The 17,803-nt window shown below is 50.3% G+C and carries 16 protein-coding genes and 1 pseudogene; 6 read left to right on the top strand and 11 right to left on the bottom strand.

Going from position 1 to position 17,803, the window contains the following annotated elements; translation table 11 throughout:
- Window positions 1-30: 30 nt before the first annotated feature.
- Together frsA and gpt are read right to left on the bottom strand one after the other, a co-directional pair.
- Window positions 31-1,275: an esterase FrsA gene (gene frsA / locus J1G48_RS17490; RefSeq protein ID WP_000189582.1), complete on the bottom strand. Its 1,245-nt coding sequence runs from the start codon at window positions 1,273-1,275 to the stop codon at window positions 31-33.
- Between the two features lie 88 nt (window positions 1,276-1,363).
- On the bottom strand, window positions 1,364-1,822 hold the full coding sequence (gpt, locus tag J1G48_RS17495; RefSeq protein ID WP_001292018.1) for a xanthine phosphoribosyltransferase: 459 nt from the start codon (window positions 1,820-1,822) through the stop codon (window positions 1,364-1,366).
- 248 nt (window positions 1,823-2,070) lie between these two features.
- On the opposite strand from gpt, the gene pepD reads away from it, so the two are divergent.
- On the top strand, window positions 2,071-3,528 hold the full coding sequence (gene pepD / locus J1G48_RS17500; protein ID WP_001292977.1) for a cytosol nonspecific dipeptidase: 1,458 nt from the start codon (window positions 2,071-2,073) through the stop codon (window positions 3,526-3,528).
- A 154-nt stretch (window positions 3,529-3,682) separates the two neighbouring features.
- Here pepD and prfH read toward each other — a convergent pair whose 3' ends face one another.
- The 3 genes from prfH to dinB form a co-directional block, all read right to left on the bottom strand.
- Window positions 3,683-4,297 (bottom strand): peptide chain release factor H, encoded by a 615-nt coding sequence (gene prfH / locus J1G48_RS17505; protein WP_000602086.1) that lies wholly within the window; start codon window positions 4,295-4,297, stop codon window positions 3,683-3,685.
- The gene (locus J1G48_RS17510; RefSeq protein WP_000528884.1) at window positions 4,294-5,433 is read right to left on the bottom strand and encodes an RNA ligase RtcB family protein; all 1,140 of its coding nucleotides are present in this window, start codon (window positions 5,431-5,433) and stop codon (window positions 4,294-4,296) included. Before J1G48_RS17510 ends, prfH begins: the two co-directional genes overlap by 4 nt.
- Window positions 5,434-5,651: 218 nt before the next feature.
- Window positions 5,652-6,707, bottom strand: a complete 1,056-nt coding sequence (gene dinB / locus J1G48_RS17515) for a DNA polymerase IV (RefSeq protein WP_001226204.1) — start codon at window positions 6,705-6,707, stop codon at window positions 5,652-5,654.
- Window positions 6,708-6,956: 249 nt separating this feature from the next.
- Here dinB and dpaA point away from each other — a divergent pair, with 249 nt between their 5' ends.
- Window positions 6,957-7,697, top strand: a complete 741-nt coding sequence (gene dpaA / locus J1G48_RS17520; RefSeq protein WP_001225658.1) for a peptidoglycan meso-diaminopimelic acid protein amidase — start codon at window positions 6,957-6,959, stop codon at window positions 7,695-7,697.
- On the opposite strand, the gene J1G48_RS17525 is transcribed toward dpaA, so the two are convergent.
- Together J1G48_RS17525 and lpcA are read right to left on the bottom strand one after the other, a co-directional pair.
- Window positions 7,668-8,435: a class II glutamine amidotransferase gene (locus tag J1G48_RS17525; protein ID WP_000333387.1), complete on the bottom strand. Its 768-nt coding sequence runs from the start codon at window positions 8,433-8,435 to the stop codon at window positions 7,668-7,670. The two genes, dpaA and J1G48_RS17525, sit on opposite strands and share 30 nt — an antisense overlap.
- A 212-nt stretch (window positions 8,436-8,647) precedes the next feature.
- Window positions 8,648-9,226 (bottom strand): D-sedoheptulose 7-phosphate isomerase, encoded by a 579-nt coding sequence (lpcA, locus tag J1G48_RS17530; RefSeq protein WP_000284051.1) that lies wholly within the window; start codon window positions 9,224-9,226, stop codon window positions 8,648-8,650.
- Between the two features lie 239 nt (window positions 9,227-9,465).
- Between lpcA and fadE the strand changes: the two genes are divergently transcribed.
- The 4 genes from fadE to pagN all read left to right on the top strand — a co-directional run bounded on the left by fadE (window position 9,466) and on the right by pagN (window position 14,553).
- A complete protein-coding gene (gene fadE / locus J1G48_RS17535) occupies window positions 9,466-11,910 on the top strand; it encodes an acyl-CoA dehydrogenase FadE (RefSeq protein ID WP_000973041.1) in 2,445 nt (814 codons plus the stop codon).
- 108 nt (window positions 11,911-12,018) lie between these two features.
- Window positions 12,019-12,786 carry an amidohydrolase gene (locus tag J1G48_RS17540; RefSeq protein ID WP_000015791.1) on the top strand — a complete coding sequence of 256 codons (768 nt, stop codon included), beginning with the start codon at window positions 12,019-12,021 and terminating at the stop codon, window positions 12,784-12,786.
- Between the two features lie 309 nt (window positions 12,787-13,095).
- Window positions 13,096-13,503, top strand: coding sequence for a Spy/CpxP family protein refolding chaperone (locus J1G48_RS17545; RefSeq protein WP_000788200.1), 408 nt, complete (start codon window positions 13,096-13,098; stop codon window positions 13,501-13,503).
- A gap of 330 nt (window positions 13,504-13,833) precedes the next feature.
- Window positions 13,834-14,553, top strand: a complete 720-nt coding sequence (gene pagN, locus J1G48_RS17550; protein ID WP_000787603.1) for an adhesin/invasin protein PagN — start codon at window positions 13,834-13,836, stop codon at window positions 14,551-14,553.
- 3 nt (window positions 14,554-14,556) lie between these two features.
- On the opposite strand, the gene J1G48_RS17555 is transcribed toward pagN, so the two are convergent.
- The 4 genes and pseudogenes from J1G48_RS17555 to J1G48_RS17570 form a co-directional block, all read right to left on the bottom strand.
- The gene (locus tag J1G48_RS17555) at window positions 14,557-14,772 is read right to left on the bottom strand and encodes a hypothetical protein (RefSeq protein WP_012543323.1); all 216 of its coding nucleotides are present in this window, start codon (window positions 14,770-14,772) and stop codon (window positions 14,557-14,559) included.
- Window positions 14,773-14,891: 119 nt separating this feature from the next.
- The gene (locus J1G48_RS17560; protein WP_000970304.1) at window positions 14,892-15,839 is read right to left on the bottom strand and encodes a LysR family transcriptional regulator; all 948 of its coding nucleotides are present in this window, start codon (window positions 15,837-15,839) and stop codon (window positions 14,892-14,894) included.
- A 491-nt stretch (window positions 15,840-16,330) separates the two neighbouring features.
- Window positions 16,331-16,571 (bottom strand): annotated as a pseudogene (locus J1G48_RS17565) (PerC family transcriptional regulator).
- Between the two features lie 82 nt (window positions 16,572-16,653).
- A complete protein-coding gene (locus J1G48_RS17570; RefSeq protein WP_000119387.1) occupies window positions 16,654-17,475 on the bottom strand; it encodes a polysaccharide deacetylase family protein in 822 nt (273 codons plus the stop codon).
- Window positions 17,476-17,803 lie beyond the last annotated feature (328 nt).

Genomic DNA, 17,803 nt, shown 5'->3' on the forward strand with positions numbered 1-17,803 from the left:
TTTACCAAATCAATAGAATTTATCAATCTATTAACACAATCTATGATTAATCCAGTCGGTAATTTCTTGCAGCGCGCGGTCAAAATTGCGGTACACCGGGTTAAAAGGGATCTCTATCAGCTTACCGTCTGAAGATGATGTTGTAATTAAGCGAGACTCTTCTTCCGGGCTGAAAGGATCGTTTTTCCAGAAGCCGGAAAGCATTGGCGTAGGACAACGTCTGCCCAGTAGCCCCTGTACTTTCAACGAATAGCGATTGAGCTCCACACGCAGCGCCTCATCCGAAGCATCATGCATACCCAGACGGCTGGCCAGCACATCCAGATACATCTCCGGCACCGTGCTCTGTCGTTGCGGATCGCTAAGTAGCGCATGGACCACCGGCCCCAGGCAAGCCACCGCCTTCAAACGCGGCGCTTCCAGATAGGCCAGACGCACCGCAACATTGGCGCCAAAACGGAAACCAAACGCCGCAACACGGGTATGATCCACCCAGGGAACATTAGGAAGCGCTTTTAACACATGCTGGTGGAGCAAGCTGGAATCCTGGGTTAATTTCCACTTTGATGAAAATCCAACCGAAGGCATATCAAGCGTTAACATCGCGATACCGCGCGGCGCGAAATAGCGTTCATACAGGGTGTAATAGTCGGTTTGCATGGCGTCCAGGCCGCCGCACATGAGCACCGTCGGAAACGGGCCATCCCCTTTCGGCATATGTAAAAACGCGGTGACAGGCGAACCGCCAGGAACGGCAAATTCCATTTCACGTAACGAGCCTGGCAACCGCTGCGCGGCCTCTTCATAGGCGCGATTCGCCAGCGCCTGCGCCTGCTCCGCCAGCTCATCGCCCTTCAAATGCGGGTAGGCGGCAATGTTATAGAGCGTTGAGGCATGAAGCCAGTAGCGTCCGCTGCGCATGGCGTCCTGTTCCTGACAGGCTTTCTGCTGCCAGTCCATCGCCTGCTTTGCCCACTCATAAATCCAGTTGCCGCCGCGGTAACCGATGACCGTATCGTATAAATCATCATCCGTTCGCTCTGCGTCGCTCATCACAATACGCGCCTGCACATCAAGGATTTCTCGTGGGTCAATGCCGCGCCAAATCCACATCAGGCGGTTTATCATGCGATACCAGTGCGGGACGTTCTTACCGTCCAGCGCGGATTGCATGGGCGGCTGCGACCCACGATTGAACCGACGGACAAGGGTAGACGTTTCAGTATGTTTAAAGCGGGGTTTGAACAGGGTTTCGCTGAGGTTAGCCTGTGTCATTCGTGCAGCCTCCTTGGATACTCATAGAGGCTTATTGTAACCAATAAAACAGCGCCCGGCATTGCCGGGCGCTCTGAAAAGCTGCTGATTAACGACCTGAAATCGGCGGTACAAATACCACACCCATATCCCAGGGCTGTTCAATCCAGGTGTTCTGAGGAATATCAATAACATAATCATCAACCAGCGGACGGCCCGCCGGTTTAGCGAAAATCGTGACGAAATGCGCTTTAGGGTACATTTCGCGAATCGCGACGGCGGTGCCGCCGGTATCGACCAGATCGTCGATGACGATAAAGCCTTCGCCGTCGCCTTCTGCACGTTTCAGCACTTTCAGTTCGCGCTGGTTATCGTGATCGTAGCTGGAGATGCATACGGTATCGACATGACGAATGCCCAATTCACGCGCCAGTAGTGCGCCCGGTACAAGGCCGCCACGACTTACGGCAATAATGCCTTTCCATTGTTCTGAAGGCATGAGGCGGCTCGCCAGTTTGCGTGCGTGAATCTGCAACATGTCCCAGGTGACGACGTATTTTTCGCTCATGTGAAGTGTCCCAGCCTGTTTATCTACGGCTTAAAAAGTGTTCGAGGGGGAAATAGTTGCGCGAGATTATAGAGACCTGACGCGCTAAAAACCAGTGTTTAGCGGAATCCACGCCTCTTTTTGTATGCTTTATACTACCCGCAGGCGGAGAAAGTGGTATTCTCAGTCGCATCTCGTAAGAGTTATCAATTCCGCTAACCCTGTGGCCTGTAAGAACGTTTTTCAGACCACCGCCAAGGAGACTTATCGTGTCTGAACTGTCTCAGTTATCACCACAACCTTTGTGGGATATTTTTGCCAAAATCTGTTCTATTCCTCACCCGTCCTATCACGAAGAGCAACTCGCGGAACATATTGTGAGTTGGGCCAAAGAGAAAGGCCTTTACGTGGATCGCGACCAGGTCGGTAATATTCTGATCCGTAAGCCCGCCACTGCAGGTATGGAAAATCGCAAGCCGGTCGTTTTACAGGCGCATCTGGATATGGTGCCGCAAAAAAATAGCGACACCGTTCACGACTTCACTACAGATCCTATCCAGCCTTATATTGATGGCGAATGGGTTAAAGCGCGCGGTACTACGCTCGGCGCCGACAATGGTATTGGAATGGCTTCTGCGTTAGCGGTACTGGCTGATGATAATGTCGTCCATGGCCCGCTGGAAGTGCTGCTGACCATGACCGAAGAAGCGGGCATGGATGGCGCGTTCGGCCTCCAGTCCGGCTGGTTGCAGGCCGACATCCTGATCAACACCGACTCTGAAGAAGAAGGTGAGATCTATATGGGCTGCGCAGGCGGTATTGATTTTACCTCTAATCTGCCGTTGACCCGTGAAGCTGTACCCGCAGGATTTGCGTGCTTTAAGCTAACCCTGAAAGGCCTGAAAGGCGGCCACTCCGGTGGTGAAATTCACCTCGGTCTTGGCAATGCCAACAAATTGCTGGCGCGTTTTCTGGCCGGGCACGCAGAAGAACTGGATCTGCGTCTGATCGATTTCAACGGCGGCACGCTGCGTAACGCGATTCCGCGCGAAGCGTTCGCTACCCTCGCCGTTGCCGCAGACAACGTAGGCGCTCTGAAAACATTAGTGAACGCTTACCAGGATATTCTGAAAAACGAACTGGCGGAAAAAGAGAAAAACCTGACGCTGCAACTCAATGAGGTTGCCAGTGATAAAGCCGCATTGACCGCGCCGTCACGCGATACCTTTGTGCGCCTGCTGAACGCAACGCCGAACGGCGTGATCCGCAATTCAGACGTGGCGAAAGGCGTAGTGGAAACATCGCTGAACGTTGGCGTGGTCACAATGTCTGATGCGAATGTCGAAATTCACTGCCTGATTCGCTCTCTTATCGACAGCGGTAAAGATTATGTGGTGAGTATGCTGGATTCGCTGGGCAAGCTGGCTGGCGCGAAAACCGAAGCAAAAGGCAGCTATCCTGGCTGGCAGCCCGATGCGAACTCGCCGGTCATGCACCTGGTGCGGGAAACCTATCAGCGTCTGTTTAACAAGACACCTAACATCCAGATTATCCACGCCGGCCTGGAATGCGGTCTGTTTAAGAAACCCTATCCGGATATGGACATGGTTTCTATTGGGCCTACCATTACCGGACCTCACTCTCCGGATGAGCAGGTACATATCGAAAGCGTCGGCCACTACTGGACTCTGCTGACCGAATTGCTGAAAGCGATTCCTGCGAAGTAAGAAAGCGCTAAAATGCCCGTCCCATTTCTGGACGGGCTATCAATATGGAATATCGGGTATCCATTGCCAGATAAGCTCTCCTGGATGCGCTGAATAGCGCTGCGGCTACACGCGAATAGCCAGACAGCCCTATAACAGCGCTGGTAGCACCGAATTATTGTGGCGTAAACGCCATTCCTTTAAATATCCGCAGCGGATTGCCGCGCTCAATCTGATGATGGAACAGACGCCTTTCAGACTTCAACGCCGCACACTCATTTTGCCGTTGCTGTTCCAGCCGCCAGGCAATCAGCAGCCGGGCCAGACGCTTATTCGCATGTTGACTGCGCTCCGACTGAACCTTCACACTAATCCCGCTCGCCAGGTGCGTGGCCCGCACTGCCGAGTCGGTTTTATTAACGTGCTGCCCACCCGGGCCGGAAGAGCGCAGAGTCTCGAAACGAATCTCATCAGACTGTATGTGCTCGTCGGCGGAAAAGCGCCCAATGCCGACGTACCAGTTTTTTCGCCCATGGTGCGGACGATACGGGCTGGTACAAATCCACAGTAACGTGCCGCACCAACGTTCACTGAAAGCCATGGCTTTTTCGCCGTCCAGCGAGACCAGCGCGGAACGCAGCGTGTCTGGTAATCGTCCCGGCTCTGTTTCAAGTCGCGTCAACGATACCTTTTCTCTGGCGGCTTCTTTCGTCAGACAATCCAGCGCTTTTTTTACCGCCAGACAACACTCGTCCGGTCCCTGCGCAGAAGAAAGTTGCAGTAAGATCATGCGCTTTTCTCCCCTGAGGTTTTCAGCGTCAGCACCGGACGCAGGCAGGCAACTGGCGTAATCAGTCCGGCGTCTGCCAGACAATCCACAACGCTATCGATGGATTTATACGCCTGCGGCGCTTCTTCATAAATGAGCTGGCGATCGCGGCAAATCACCCGGCTACCCATCCCAGTACGGCAGAGCTGTCGCGGGGTAAATTTTGCCGATAACCGTTCTTTACACTCGGTACGCATCCATTTGCGCCCCGCGCCGTGCGCCAGGGAGAAGAGGCTCTCCTCGCTGACGACGGGTTTCACCAGCCAGCTATAATCGCCGCGCGAGCCGGGGATAATCACCAGTCCCTGCCCATCTGGCGTAGCGCCTTTACGGTGCAGCCACCCCGCCTCACCCGCGACAGTACAGGGTTCAACGAAGTTATGCGCCACATCCAGCCGCGGTTCGCCCTCAGCCCTGAGCTGTTGCAGTATCCGGCGGGCAATCAGCGCGCGATTACTGCGGGCAAATGCCAGCGCATCGTCATGTTCTGCAGGGTAGTGGCGCGCATCGTCGCTATCTTCCGGCAAACCGTTATGCGAAAACGCCTCCACATGACGACGCAGGATAGCTTGCCCCAGACCGCGTGAACCACTGTGTACCAGCAGTAATAACTGCGCTTTTTGCAACCCCGACAAAGCGAACGAATCAGCATCGACGATGCGATCGACCTGCTGCAGCTCGGCAAAATGATTGCCGCCGCCAATGGAACCCAGCGCAGAGCGCCACGAATGATGCTGCATTGCGGCGGGGACATTCTCCTCCAGCCACTGCGCGTCCGCCACGTCAGGCAGCGACGCCAGCCGCTTCTCCAGTTTATCGGCGTTATATTTACGCCCTAAAATATCCGTTTGCCATAACGCCATGCCGCAGCCGATATCGTTGCCGACCAGCGCCGGATAAAAACGTCCACGCGAGAAAAAGGCTGCGCCAATAGGATAGCCGCGCCCCGGATGCAGATCTGGCATCCCGATAACGCGTTTCATACCGGTTAACTTAGCCGTCGTATATAATTGTTGGATCGCGGAATCTTCGATCCACAGGTTATCCGATGCGATAGAAAATACCACATCTGATAAAGGACGAATATAATTGCCCATATACCATTCCATATATGAATTAAAAAATCAGGAAATGGCAGACTAATCCAGGGCAATAAAAGAAAATTAATCCTGGAAAGGTCTGCAAAGTGCGTTCAGAGAATAAAGTGTCATGATGAACCTCCTTTGCAGTTATTGAGAATGAGAAAACGCGGGTATAGTAATACTGAAATTTAGATGGCGCAATCGTAATAGTGATAAAATCTTAATAGCCTGACTTATAACCCTAACACCAACTGTCGTTCCAACTGAGGGTCGAGCAGCGTTACGTGTAGCCCCACCAGCCGTACGCCGCGCTCGCCGCGACGCTCGTCCCAGGTTTTACGGGCGGTGGTAATTAAGTCTTCTTTATTTAATTGCGGCCAGACATGTTCCTGAGTGGTTTGCTGAAAATCATTAAATTTTAATTTAACGCCCTGTCGGGCAATCAGTAAATCGGGCTTTACTATAGCCAGACGACGCTCCAGTTCCGGATATAAATGTTCAATAATGGCCTCGCAGTCCGACCATTCATGAATATCCTCCGCCAGAGTACGCTCAACGCCTACCGATTTACGCAGCCTTTCGCTGTTAACATCACGCTCGTCAATACCCTGACTACGCTCCCATAATACCCGGCCAAATTTACCAAAGCGTTTGAGAAGCATCGCCAGATCGCACTGTTGAATATCCCCGCAGGTTCTTAACCCCATATTTTCCAGTTTAGCGGCGGAAACTTTCCCCACGCCTGGAATTTTGGCTAACGGCAACGTTTTAAGAAAGCCGGGTACATCGGCTGGCGTAATAACATATTGTCCGTTCGGTTTATTGAGATCGGAGGCGATCTTCGCCAGAAATTTCACTGGCGCAACGCCGGCGGAGGCGGTGAGTTGCAGTTCATTGAAAATAGTCTGACGAATCTCCCTGGCGATCAGCGTCGCCGAACCATAACAGTGCGGGCTGTCAGTCACATCCAGCCAGGCTTCATCCAGCGAGAGCGGTTCAATCAGTGAAGTGTAGCGGGAAAAGATGTCACGTACATGCCGCGAAGCCTCTTTATAGGCGTCAAAGCGGCCAGGCAATAAGGTGAGATGGGGGCACAGTTTTAGCGCCATGGCGGTCGGCATCGCGCTACGTACGCCAAACTGGCGCGCAGGATAGTTGGCGGTACTGATAACGCCTCTACGCTCACGACTCCCGCCAATGGCAATGGGAATATCGCGTAACGCCGGATTATCACGCATCTCTACCGCGGCAAAAAAACAGTCCATATCAACATGTATGATTTTGCGCATCGCTCGCCCCCACAATACTGTTTAAGTGTACAGTATGTTTTATTGCGCGCAAAGAGACATTCGCGTTAAAAATGCGACATATTCGAAGGTATGACGACGAAAGCGGCGGGAAAATTGTAAACGTACACACGGGGACTTGCGAAAAACTGCCGTGGTGCTAATGTGAGCGCTCCAAATCCAGATTACTCCGATTTGGGGACTCTTTTGCCGTTCTGGCGTGTGTAACCGTTTTATCAAGGAACAAGCAGTATGCGTAAAATCGCATTTTTTCTTGCGATGCTTCTGATGCCGTGCGTCTCATTTGCCGGTTTGCTGAGCAGCAGCAGCCCCGTCACGCCGGTCAGTAAAGAGTATAAGCAGCAGTTAATGGGCTCACCGGTCTATATTCAGATTTTTAAAGAAGAGCGCACCCTTGATCTCTACGTCAAAATGGGTGAGCAATACCAGTTGCTTGATAGCTACAAAATTTGCAACTATTCCGGTGGGTTAGGCCCGAAACGCCGTCAGGGCGATTTTAAAAGTCCGGAAGGGTTTTACAGCGTTCAGCGCAATCAACTCAAGCCAGACAGCCGTTTTTATAAGGCCATCAACATTGGTTTTCCCAATGCCTACGATCGCGCGCATGGCTATGATGGTAAATATCTGATGATTCACGGCGCCTGTGTTTCCGTCGGCTGCTATGCCATGACCGATAGCGGCATTGATGAGATTTTCCAGTTTGTCACCGCCGCGCTGGTCTTTGGTCAGCCGAGCGTGCAGGTGAGTATTTATCCGTTCCGGATGACCGACGCCAATATGCAGCGTCATAAATATTCATATTACAAAGATTTCTGGGCGCAGCTAAAACCCGGCTACGATTATTTTGAACAGACGCATAAGCCGCCAACTGTTTCTATCGTTGATGGACGTTACGTCGTGAGCAAACCGTTGAGTCACGAAGTCGTTCAGCCACAGCTGGCCTCAAATTATACGCTCTCCGAGGCAAAATAACGCCCATTCGCCTGGCATAATCTTTTGCCAGGTTTCATTCCCCGTTAGCGGCTGGGTAGCAATCACGGTAACCACGTCATTTGGCGTGGTCTGTGAGCTGAAATCAATTTCCATATCCTGATCCACCAGCGTGGCTACGCCAAACGGCGCCCGGCGAGTGATCCAGTGCAAATGGGTTGAGCAAAACGCCATCACATATCGCCCATCTGACAGCAGCATGTTAAAAACGCCTTTTTCACGTAATACCGTCGCCAGTGTCGCAATATATTTAAATACCGCTGTCATGTTGCCCGGCGTGCGGGGATAACGCTGCGTTAATTTATGCAATAGCCAGCAAAACGCTTTTTCGCTGTCGGTTTCCCCCACCGGACGAAAATTACCGGTTTCCAGCGACTTATAACCGTTGAGCTGACCGTTATGAGCATAAGTCCAGTTGCGTCCCCATAATTCCCGGGTAAAAGGGTGTGTATTTTCCAGCGCCACTTCACCGCGATTAGCCTGACGGATATGGGCGATAACCGAGCAGGACTTGATCGGGTAATTCTGTACCAGTTTCGCAATCGGCGAATGGTAGCTCGGTTGCGGATCTTTAAACGTGCGACAGCCCTTTCCTTCGTAAAAGGTAATTCCCCAGCCGTCTTTATGCGGCCCGGTTCCGCCGCCACGCTGCACCAGTCCGGTGAAGCTAAAGCAGATATCCGTCGGCACATTGGCGCTCATCCCAAGCAGTTCGCACATACATCACCTCCACAAACGCCTTAAGCGGGAAGGCGTAATTTTTACAGCCAATCAAATCTCAAAATATCAAAGAAAACAATATGCTATACCCTAAATAATTCGAGTTGCAGGAAGGCGGTAAGGGAGGAAATCCCCAGGAACATAGATAACTATGTGACTGGGGTTTCTGAGCGCAACCAACGCACCTGCAGCTTGAAGTATGACGGGTATAGTTATTTAACCATCTCTTTTTCGATCAGTTGAATCAGGATATGAATTACTTTGATATGAATTTCCTGAATACGATCGGCATAACCGAAGTGCGGTACGCGAATTTCAATATCCGCCGTTCCCGCCATTTTGCCGCCGTCTTTGCCGGTCAACGTAATCACTTTCATGCCTTTTTCACGGGCCGCGGCAATCGCTTTAATCACGTTACCAGAGTTACCCGACGTCGAGATCCCTAACAGGACATCGCCTTCGCGCCCTACCGCCTCAACGTAACGAGAGAAAATATAGTCATAGCCAAAATCATTACTGACGCAGGATATATGGCTAACATCAGAAATCGCAATTGCCGGGTAGCCCGGACGATTTTCACGATAACGGCCTGTCAGCTCTTCAGCAAAGTGCATCGCATCGCAATGGGAGCCGCCGTTACCGCAGGAAAGTACCTTACCACCCGCTTTAAAACTGTCAGCCAACAGGACCGCCGCGCGCTGAATAGCGTGAATATTGGCGTCATCTTTTAAAAAATTAGCCAGCGTTTCCGCCGCTTCGTTCAGTTCGTTACGAATAAGATCCTGGTACATGAGGATATCCTTCAGCATGAATGTAAATGACAGTATGCAGTGTACCGGATAGCAGTACAGGCGAGAAGCATAAGCCGAATTAACGCCTCACGCTTTTGATTTTTCGTGCCCCCAAAAACGGCAACAATGTGAGCTTTGTTGTAATTATTTTGTAAACACATTGCTAAAAAATTTTACATCCACTACAACCTAATCATCACAAGTGGTCAGACCTCCTACAAGCAAGGGAGCTTTTCGTTATGATGATTTTGAGTATTATCGCTACGGTTGTTCTGCTCGGCGCATTGTTCTATCACCGCGTGAGTTTATTTCTCAGCAGCCTGATTCTGCTCGCCTGGACCGCCGCACTTGGCGTCGCTGGCCTGTGGTCCATCTGGCTGTTGGTTCCTCTGGCCATTATCCTCGTGCCGTTTAACCTCACACCGATGCGAAAATCAATGATTTCCGCACCGGTGTTCCGCGGCTTCCGTAAGGTCATGCCGCCGATGTCGCGCACTGAGAAAGAAGCGATTGATGCCGGTACAACCTGGTGGGAAGGCGATCTGTTCCAGGGCAAGCCTGACTGGAAAAAACTGCACAACTATCCACAACCGCAACTCACTGCCGAAGAGCAAGCGTTTCTCGACGGCCCGGTAGAAGAAGCGTGCCGGATGGCGAACGATTTCCAGATTACCCATGAACTGGCGGATCTGCCGCCGGAACTGTGGGCTTATCTGAAAGAGCATCGTTTTTTTGCGATGATCATTAAAAAAGAGTATGGCGGACTGGAGTTCTCCGCTTATGCGCAGTCCCGTGTACTGCAAAAACTGTCCGGCGTCTCCGGGATTCTGGCTATCACCGTCGGCGTTCCAAACTCACTCGGCCCTGGCGAGTTGTTGCAGCACTATGGTACGGAAGAGCAGAAGAATCACTATCTGCCGCGACTGGCGCGCGGCCAGGAGATCCCCTGCTTTGCGCTGACCAGCCCGGAAGCAGGTTCTGATGCAGGCGCCATTCCGGATACCGGCGTGGTTTGCATGGGCGAATGGCAGGGCCAGCAGGTGCTGGGTATGCGCCTGACCTGGAACAAGCGTTACATTACGCTGGCACCGATAGCTACCGTGTTGGGCCTGGCGTTTAAGCTTTCCGATCCGGATAGATTGTTAGGCGGAGAAGAAGAGCTGGGTATTACCTGTGCCCTGATCCCCACCTCAACGCCGGGTGTGGAAATTGGTCGTCGTCACTTCCCGCTTAACGTTCCGTTCCAGAATGGTCCAACCCGCGGTAACGATATTTTCGTGCCTATTGATTATATTATCGGCGGCCCCAAAATGGCCGGACAAGGCTGGCGTATGCTGGTGGAATGTTTGTCGGTAGGACGCGGTATTACCCTGCCGTCCAACTCCACTGGCGGGGTGAAATCCGTCGCGCTGGCAACCGGCGCCTATGCTCACATTCGTCGTCAGTTCAAAATATCTATCGGCAAGATGGAAGGTATTGAGGAACCGCTGGCGCGTATTGCAGGTAACGCTTATGTGATGGATGCCGCCGCATCGTTAATCACCTATGGCATTATGCTGGGTGAAAAACCGGCGGTACTGTCGGCTATCGTGAAGTACCACTGCACCCACCGCGGCCAGCAGTCCATTATCGACGCGATGGATATCACTGGGGGTAAAGGCATTATGCTGGGCGAGAGCAACTTCCTGGCGCGTGCTTACCAGGGCGCGCCTATCGCGATCACCGTGGAAGGCGCGAATATCCTGACCCGTAGCATGATGATCTTTGGTCAGGGCGCCATTCGCTGCCATCCTTATGTACTGGAAGAGATGGCCGCAGCGCAGAATAATGATGTGAATGCCTTTGATAAGCTGTTGTTTAAACATATCGGCCATGTCGGCAGCAATACCGTCCGCAGTTTCTGGCTTGGCCTGACCCGCGGATTAACGAGCCATACGCCAACCGGCGACGCCACGAAGCGTTATTACCAGCATCTGAACCGACTGAGCGCAAACCTGGCGCTGCTGTCTGACGTGTCAATGGCGGTACTGGGCGGCAGCCTGAAACGCCGCGAGCGTATCTCCGCGCGTCTGGGCGATGTGTTGAGTCAGCTTTATCTGGCCTCAGCCGTACTGAAGCGTTACGACGACGAAGGCCGCCACGAAGCCGACCTGCCGCTGGTGCACTGGGGCGTACAGGATGCGCTGTATCGTGCTGAACAAGCGATGGACGATCTGCTGCAGAACTTCCCGAACCGCGTCGTGGCCGGATTGCTCACCGCGATGATCTTCCCGACTGGCCGTCATTATCTGGCGCCGTCTGATAAGCTGGATCACGCCGTGGCGAAGATCCTACAGGTGCCGAACGCCACACGTTCACGCATTGGGCGCGGTCAGTATCTGACGCCCGCCGAACATAATCCGGTCGGTTTACTGGAAGAAGCGCTGCGTGATGTCATCGCTGCCGACCCTATCCACCAGCGCATCTGCAAAGAACTGGGTAAAAATCTGCCGTTTACTCGTCTGGATGAACTGGCGCGCAATGCGCTGGCGAAAGGGCTTATAGATAAAGATGAAGCCGCCATCCTGGCGAAAGCGGAAGAGAGCCGCCTGCGCAGTATCAACGTTGATGATTTTGAACCTGAAGCGCTGGCGACCAAACCGGTAAAGCTGCCGGAGAAAGTGCGTAAAGTCGAAGCCGCATAATCAGTCTCGTGTCTTTCCTGCCCCGCTTTCGCGGGGCTTTTTCTTGCCGCTTTTTTATTATTGCTCATGCTACAGTGTAAAGACGCTGTTCAATGAGGAGCTCCGATCGTGTCTGGTTTGAAAATTACTCTGTTGCAACAACCTTTAGTCTGGATGGACGGCCCGGCAAACCTGCGTCATTTTGACAGACAGCTAGAGCTCGTATCTGGCCGGGATGTGATTGTTCTGCCTGAAATGTTTACCACCGGCTTCGCGATGGAGGCCGCTAATAACTCACTTTCGCAAGATAGCGTGATTACGTGGATGCAGGCCAAAGCCCGACAAACTGACGCTCTGATTGCCGGCAGCGCGGCGCTACAAACTGAGCGCGGCGCCGTAAATCGCTTCTTACTGGTTGAACCGGAAGGCAAGGTTCATCTCTATGATAAGCGCCATCTATTTCGTATGGCGGATGAACATCAACATTATGCCGCAGGCGATAAACGCATCATCGTGCAGTGGCGCGGTTGGCGCATTCTGCCGCTGCTCTGTTACGATCTGCGCTTTCCGATATGGTCACGCAACCGCAATGATTACGATCTGGCGCTGTATGTAGCGAACTGGCCCGCGCCGCGCTCGCTACACTGGCAAACATTACTGACGGCGCGCGCTATTGAAAATCAGGCTTATGTCGCAGGCTGCAACCGGGTTGGCACCGATGGTAACGGGCTACATTATCGCGGCGATAGCCGGATCATTAATCCCCAGGGCGACATTATCGCCACCGCCGAACCACACCAGGCGACACGTATCGATGCCGATCTTTCTCTCGTCGCCTTGCAGGACTATCGCGAAAAATTTCCAGCCTGGCGCGATGCCGATCCATTCACCTTGTAAGCAACCTGCCGCTCACCGCGGCGGGATTGTTTCACTCCGTAACTCTCCGTAAAACAAATTCGCGTGGCGTAATGTGGCAGGCAACGTATTCTGACTAAGAGCCTATCCCACCAGGCGTTATTGGCGCAGCCAGTTTGGACACGGACAGCGCGCAAAAACCGGAGCGTACACGTAGTACGTGAGGATTTTGAGCACTGCCCAGGTCCAAAATGGCAAGTAAAATAGCCCTAATGGGATAGGCTCTAAGATAATTGCTCGCCATTCGTGGGTAATAAAAACGGTTAATCACTCCCTTATCAGGATATCTTCATGAAAAACTTTGTACGCACAACTTTACTGGCAGCGACTCTGGCGGGCGTTTCTTTTGGCGCTTTCGCCACCGCTGTCCCCAATCCTCCCCTGCCCGCCCAGGATCCTATTGTCCAGCATCTGAAGCTGACAAACGATCAGATTACCCGGATCAAAAAACTTCACCAACAACTGGAAACCGACGTCAGTCAGATTTCTATGAAGGGAATTAAAGACGGTGCGCTGATAGAGGTGATTAAATCCGGTAAATGGGATGACGCCGCCGTAAAACAGCAGCTTGCAGCCTTCAGTAACATAGAACAACAGGCTCGCTATTATCGGGTTAAATATTATTTTGATTTAAGCAAAGTCTTAACACCAGAACAGCGTCAACAGGTACAACAAGATCTCGCCCAGGCACTTGAGTAAATATTTTTGCCCGTTATTCCTGGATAACGGGCTTTATCCAGGTCGGGTACAAATTCATCTTCATCTTTTTGTTACAGCATCGCTCTATCTCACACTACCTGTTACATAACGTAGAAGTGAAACCGTACGTGGGGCAATTTGGCGAGGAGATGGATTTCCATACCGACGGTTATCGTATTGTTATTTAAAATTTTCATCTCATTTTTTACCCGCTTACAGAAAACCCAGCGTTACAATAGACCGTTTTTTGGGCTTCGTTTATGTAATCGTTATATCACACCCTATACCGTGAAACTTGTCTTTTAGCCCAATATTAAGGCAGGTTCTGAAATGAAAAACTTTTTCGCAGTCTGCATCATTCCCCTTGTGGTAGCCTGGTCCGCTACTGCATCAGCAAAAGAAGGGATCTATATCACCGGGAAAGCGGGGACATCCGTAGTCAATGTCTATGGAATCAACTCAACCTTCAGCCAGGATGAGATAGTTAATGGTCATGCAACGTTACCTGACCGTACCAAAGGCGTTTTTGGCGGCGGGGTTGCTATCGGTTATGACTTTTATGATCCATTCCAGCTTCCAGTACGTTTAGAACTGGATACCACTTTCAGAGGTGAGACGGATGCTAAAGGCGGGCAGGATATTATTGCATTTGGTGATCCAGTACACATAAATGTAAAAAATCAGGTCCGAATGACCACTTACATGGTTAATGGCTATTATGATTTTCACAATAGTACGGCATTTACTCCCTATATCAGCGCAGGCGTTGGCCTCGCTCATGTGAAGCTAAGTAATAACACCATTCCTGTTGGTTTTGGTATTAATGAAACTCTGTCTGCTTCAAAAAATAACTTTGCCTGGGGCGCAGGTATCGGTGCAAAATATGCTGTAACAGATAATATTATGATTGACGCCAGTTATAAATACATTAATGCTGGCAAAGTAAGCATTTCAAAAAATCACTATGCTGGTGATGAACATACCGCTTATGATGCAGACACAAAGGCTGCCTCCAATGACTTCATGCTCGGCATTACTTACGCCTTTTAAACACTATCGGTAAAATAGCTGGTCCTGTGGGTTCCCGAAGGCGCAATGGAGGATATCAGTAATGAATACTCCTGCGCCTTCAGAAAATCGTTGAACAGGTGCAACCTGGCGCCATTTTTCAGTACACTGCAACGTTTCTGGTATGGGCTTAACTTCCGGCTGCCCAAAAACAGCCCCGTCCTGTTTCCGGATATTATCATTTCCGTCAGTCGGCATCATGTTTTGTATTGGGCATCGTCAAAAGACGACTGGCTGACCAGTCGCATATCTCGATGCCTCAATTCAGTCATCATCATGTGGGTTTAAGTCAGGAACGTGTCAAAACCATTCCAAACGGGTTAATCATCATTCAGAAAATCAATTTGTGGGCGATTATTCCATTTATCTTCAATAAAAGACAGAAAGCGTTGAAATAAAGGAGAATAATACTGACGATGACGCCATACAAGATAAATGGGGAGATCTGGGACCCTCCATTCAGGAAGTATAATTTCAAGTTCATTATTTTTTAAGTATTTGGTGGCAAGCCAGGCCGGAGTAATAAGGTTGATACCCTTTCCTTCTAAAACCAAATTAAGAACACTCAAAAGATTATTGGAAGATAAATGAACATTAACAGCGCCACTAATAGTGTATGATTCATCTTGACGGAAAAGAGTAAGAGGTCCGGAAAGACCATGATTGTGAAGACCCACAATAATGTGATTTTCCAAATCGCCAGGGTGTGAGATCCTGCCATATTTTCTGATATATTTCGGACTCGCACAAAGAACCAACTTTAAAGGGCTTATCTTTCGATACACGAGATCCTCACTTTCGATTATGCCACTTTTAAAAACCAGCTCATCAAACTCCAGGGATTTACTAAAAAAATCGCTACGCTCTCGTGAATCCAGGTAGATTTTTGTATCCGGATAGCTAGCTGTAAATTCCCATATCCACTTATTGGCAAGAAACTCACAGACAAGAGCCGGAGCCGAAAATTTTATACTCCCTCTGATAATTTTATCCGGATTTCGCAATTCATCCAGCAAGGACTGAAAGGAAGATGTTATCCTTTTCATGCTTGCATAGGCTGTCTGACCAGCTCCAGTCAGTTCTAAGTGATGTGAATCGCGCCGAAGTAAAGTAACCTCAATAGAATTCTCAAGGCGGCTAAGCGATTTACTGACAGCAGAAATGCTAATATCTAATTCCCGTGCAGCCCGGGAAAGATTCCCTACTTCCGCCACTTTAATAAATATCATCCAGTCTCGCATACCACGATTATTGATCAGTTCCATCATTATCTTCCGTTGATAAAAGAAATTCTTATATCAAATGAGCTATCAACGACTTACTGATGCGTCATTGTGTGCCTCAATGTCCTTGATATCATCTTAATAAAAAATCTATTGGCTGCAAAATAGCATCTGAATCGATCATGATTTTGCATCCATCTCCGGTTACTAATTGAACCTGTTTACCACTCAGTGTAAATACCCTATCTCAGAAGTGATCGTCAAGGTTGTCGCCGAACCAGATACCAATAATAAAGTGGTTCATTGTCATGCCCCCGTTCTGCAAAGGCATTCTCCTTTTCTGTGACGCAGTCTGGAGCACATTAATTGCATCGTTCACCTAACAAAGTATCCCGTGGAAACAAGCAAAACATCGCCAGATTATTCTTACTTGAGTCCCCCACCCGGCTCGACATTATTTGTGAAAGCGGAGGAAACAGAACAGACGGTTTAAATAAGACGCTTACTCAAAACATAAACCTATGTGCAGGCTCCTCTCATTTCGTCACGTCGCTGATATCCAGCTTTACTGGCGCCAGGGGAAGATATCTGCGCAAGGCAATAATTCCGGCGCAACAACAACCACTCCCGCTGGGCCTCTGTACATTCAAAATCTCCCATGACCAAAAGCCAGCGGGTAGAAGCCCTGCGCCAGTGACCTGCTGCCTCCAGATTCTGCGCAACCGGGTCTATCACGGCCTCCGGTGTTATCTTATTTCTGCTCAAAATCAGCACCATCATTTGGGATATAGCCTACAACCCCTGCCCGCCGATGATGGGGGAGGATTCGGTATGCAGCACTTTCATCCTGGTCTCCGGCTCAGTCAGCTATCCGACGTGCCCCCTTATGCCGGGCCAGCAGCGAAGAAAATCCGGGCGTGGTGTGATAAAACAGACGACGTTTCAGCCAGCCCACATTCTTTCGCTCCTTTGTGTTGATACGACCAATACGCTGTGAACCGATGACTGGATTGTTCATACGCCTTTCTGTGGTATACAGGTATGTGAACCCCAGCTCTTCAGCCACATGAATATAGTCAGAACAATACCAGCCCTCAGGCCAGCACAGATGCTGACTGCAATAACCCAGCATCTCCCTCATCCGCTTACGACTAAGAAGAATATCGACACGAAGCAAATCCGACGGATTACGGGACACAGGTTTCTGGTCCCAGCGTCGGTGGGTGTGCGTGTGCGAGTGAAACTCAACAAGGCCACTGAGGTGCATCTCCCGGACCTCTGACCAGCGCAGCATGACCTCATCAGCCCGGCCTTGTTTAACCAGCTTCTGACACTCATCATGAGAGTACACCAGTTCGCCTGCAGGAATACGGACCGGTCCGTCACTGATCAAACTGGTCACAAGAAAGAGATGCGCATGCAGATTAAACTCCTGCAGCACCGGAAAAACCTGCAACCAGTTATCCAGCCAGCCGCCATCAAAGGTCAGCATGACGCTTTTACGAGGCAATCTTGCACCATGATAAAAAGCTTCCACCTCTGCTGCGGTAACGGTTTTCCAGCCAGATTCAGCCAGCCATTTCATCTGCGCCCGGAACGTACGGGGAGATAAGGTTATCTGTCCGGGTTTATCACTGACATGGTGATACATTAATACCGGTAAATGTCGTGCATAAGACATATGCTTTATTCCTTTATATAAAAAATAAATTATTTTTACGCCTGAGGGGACAAGAAAAAGCCCTCTAAACATAAAATCTTAAATATCACATATGAATACCTGACAGATAAACAAACCTTATACCAGGGGCTTATAAAGCCCCGCTCACAAAAGAGTGAATCAAACAAATCCACAAAACAGAAAATAATAAAGGCATCAGTGTCCGTTAAATTATTTTACGAAACATAATATTCCTCTCCCTACAAAAAAAGATGAATTTCAGATTTTAAAATCAATCAGCAATTTATTTTTCTGCAATGAAGATTGCTAACCATATTTGCCTTGAGTA

Origin of the sequence: Salmonella sp. SAL-020 (assembly GCF_017372215.1) — a bacterium.
Classification (GTDB): Bacteria; Pseudomonadota; Gammaproteobacteria; order Enterobacterales; family Enterobacteriaceae; genus Salmonella; species Salmonella enterica.

What these genes read in the sequence shown, in the direction of transcription:
- frsA (WP_000189582.1), bottom strand. Translation starts at nt 1,275, where the DNA reads ATGACACAGGCTAACCTCAGCGAAACCCTGTTCAAACCCCGCTTTAAA.
- gpt (WP_001292018.1), bottom strand. Translation starts at nt 1,822, where the DNA reads ATGAGCGAAAAATACGTCGTCACCTGGGACATGTTGCAGATTCACGCA.
- prfH (WP_000602086.1), bottom strand. Translation starts at nt 4,297, where the DNA reads ATGATCTTACTGCAACTTTCTTCTGCGCAGGGACCGGACGAGTGTTGT.
- J1G48_RS17510 (WP_000528884.1), bottom strand. Translation starts at nt 5,433, where the DNA reads ATGGGCAATTATATTCGTCCTTTATCAGATGTGGTATTTTCTATCGCA.
- dinB (WP_001226204.1), bottom strand. Translation starts at nt 6,707, where the DNA reads ATGCGCAAAATCATACATGTTGATATGGACTGTTTTTTTGCCGCGGTA.
- dpaA (WP_001225658.1), top strand. Translation starts at nt 6,957, where the DNA reads ATGCGTAAAATCGCATTTTTTCTTGCGATGCTTCTGATGCCGTGCGTC.
- J1G48_RS17525 (WP_000333387.1), bottom strand. Translation starts at nt 8,435, where the DNA reads ATGTGCGAACTGCTTGGGATGAGCGCCAATGTGCCGACGGATATCTGC.
- lpcA (WP_000284051.1), bottom strand. Translation starts at nt 9,226, where the DNA reads ATGTACCAGGATCTTATTCGTAACGAACTGAACGAAGCGGCGGAAACG.
- fadE (WP_000973041.1), top strand. Translation starts at nt 9,466, where the DNA reads ATGATGATTTTGAGTATTATCGCTACGGTTGTTCTGCTCGGCGCATTG.
- J1G48_RS17545 (WP_000788200.1), top strand. Translation starts at nt 13,096, where the DNA reads ATGAAAAACTTTGTACGCACAACTTTACTGGCAGCGACTCTGGCGGGC.
- pagN (WP_000787603.1), top strand. Translation starts at nt 13,834, where the DNA reads ATGAAAAACTTTTTCGCAGTCTGCATCATTCCCCTTGTGGTAGCCTGG.
- J1G48_RS17555 (WP_012543323.1), bottom strand. Translation starts at nt 14,772, where the DNA reads ATGATGCCGACTGACGGAAATGATAATATCCGGAAACAGGACGGGGCT.
- J1G48_RS17560 (WP_000970304.1), bottom strand. Translation starts at nt 15,839, where the DNA reads ATGATGGAACTGATCAATAATCGTGGTATGCGAGACTGGATGATATTT.
- J1G48_RS17570 (WP_000119387.1), bottom strand. Translation starts at nt 17,475, where the DNA reads ATGTCTTATGCACGACATTTACCGGTATTAATGTATCACCATGTCAGT.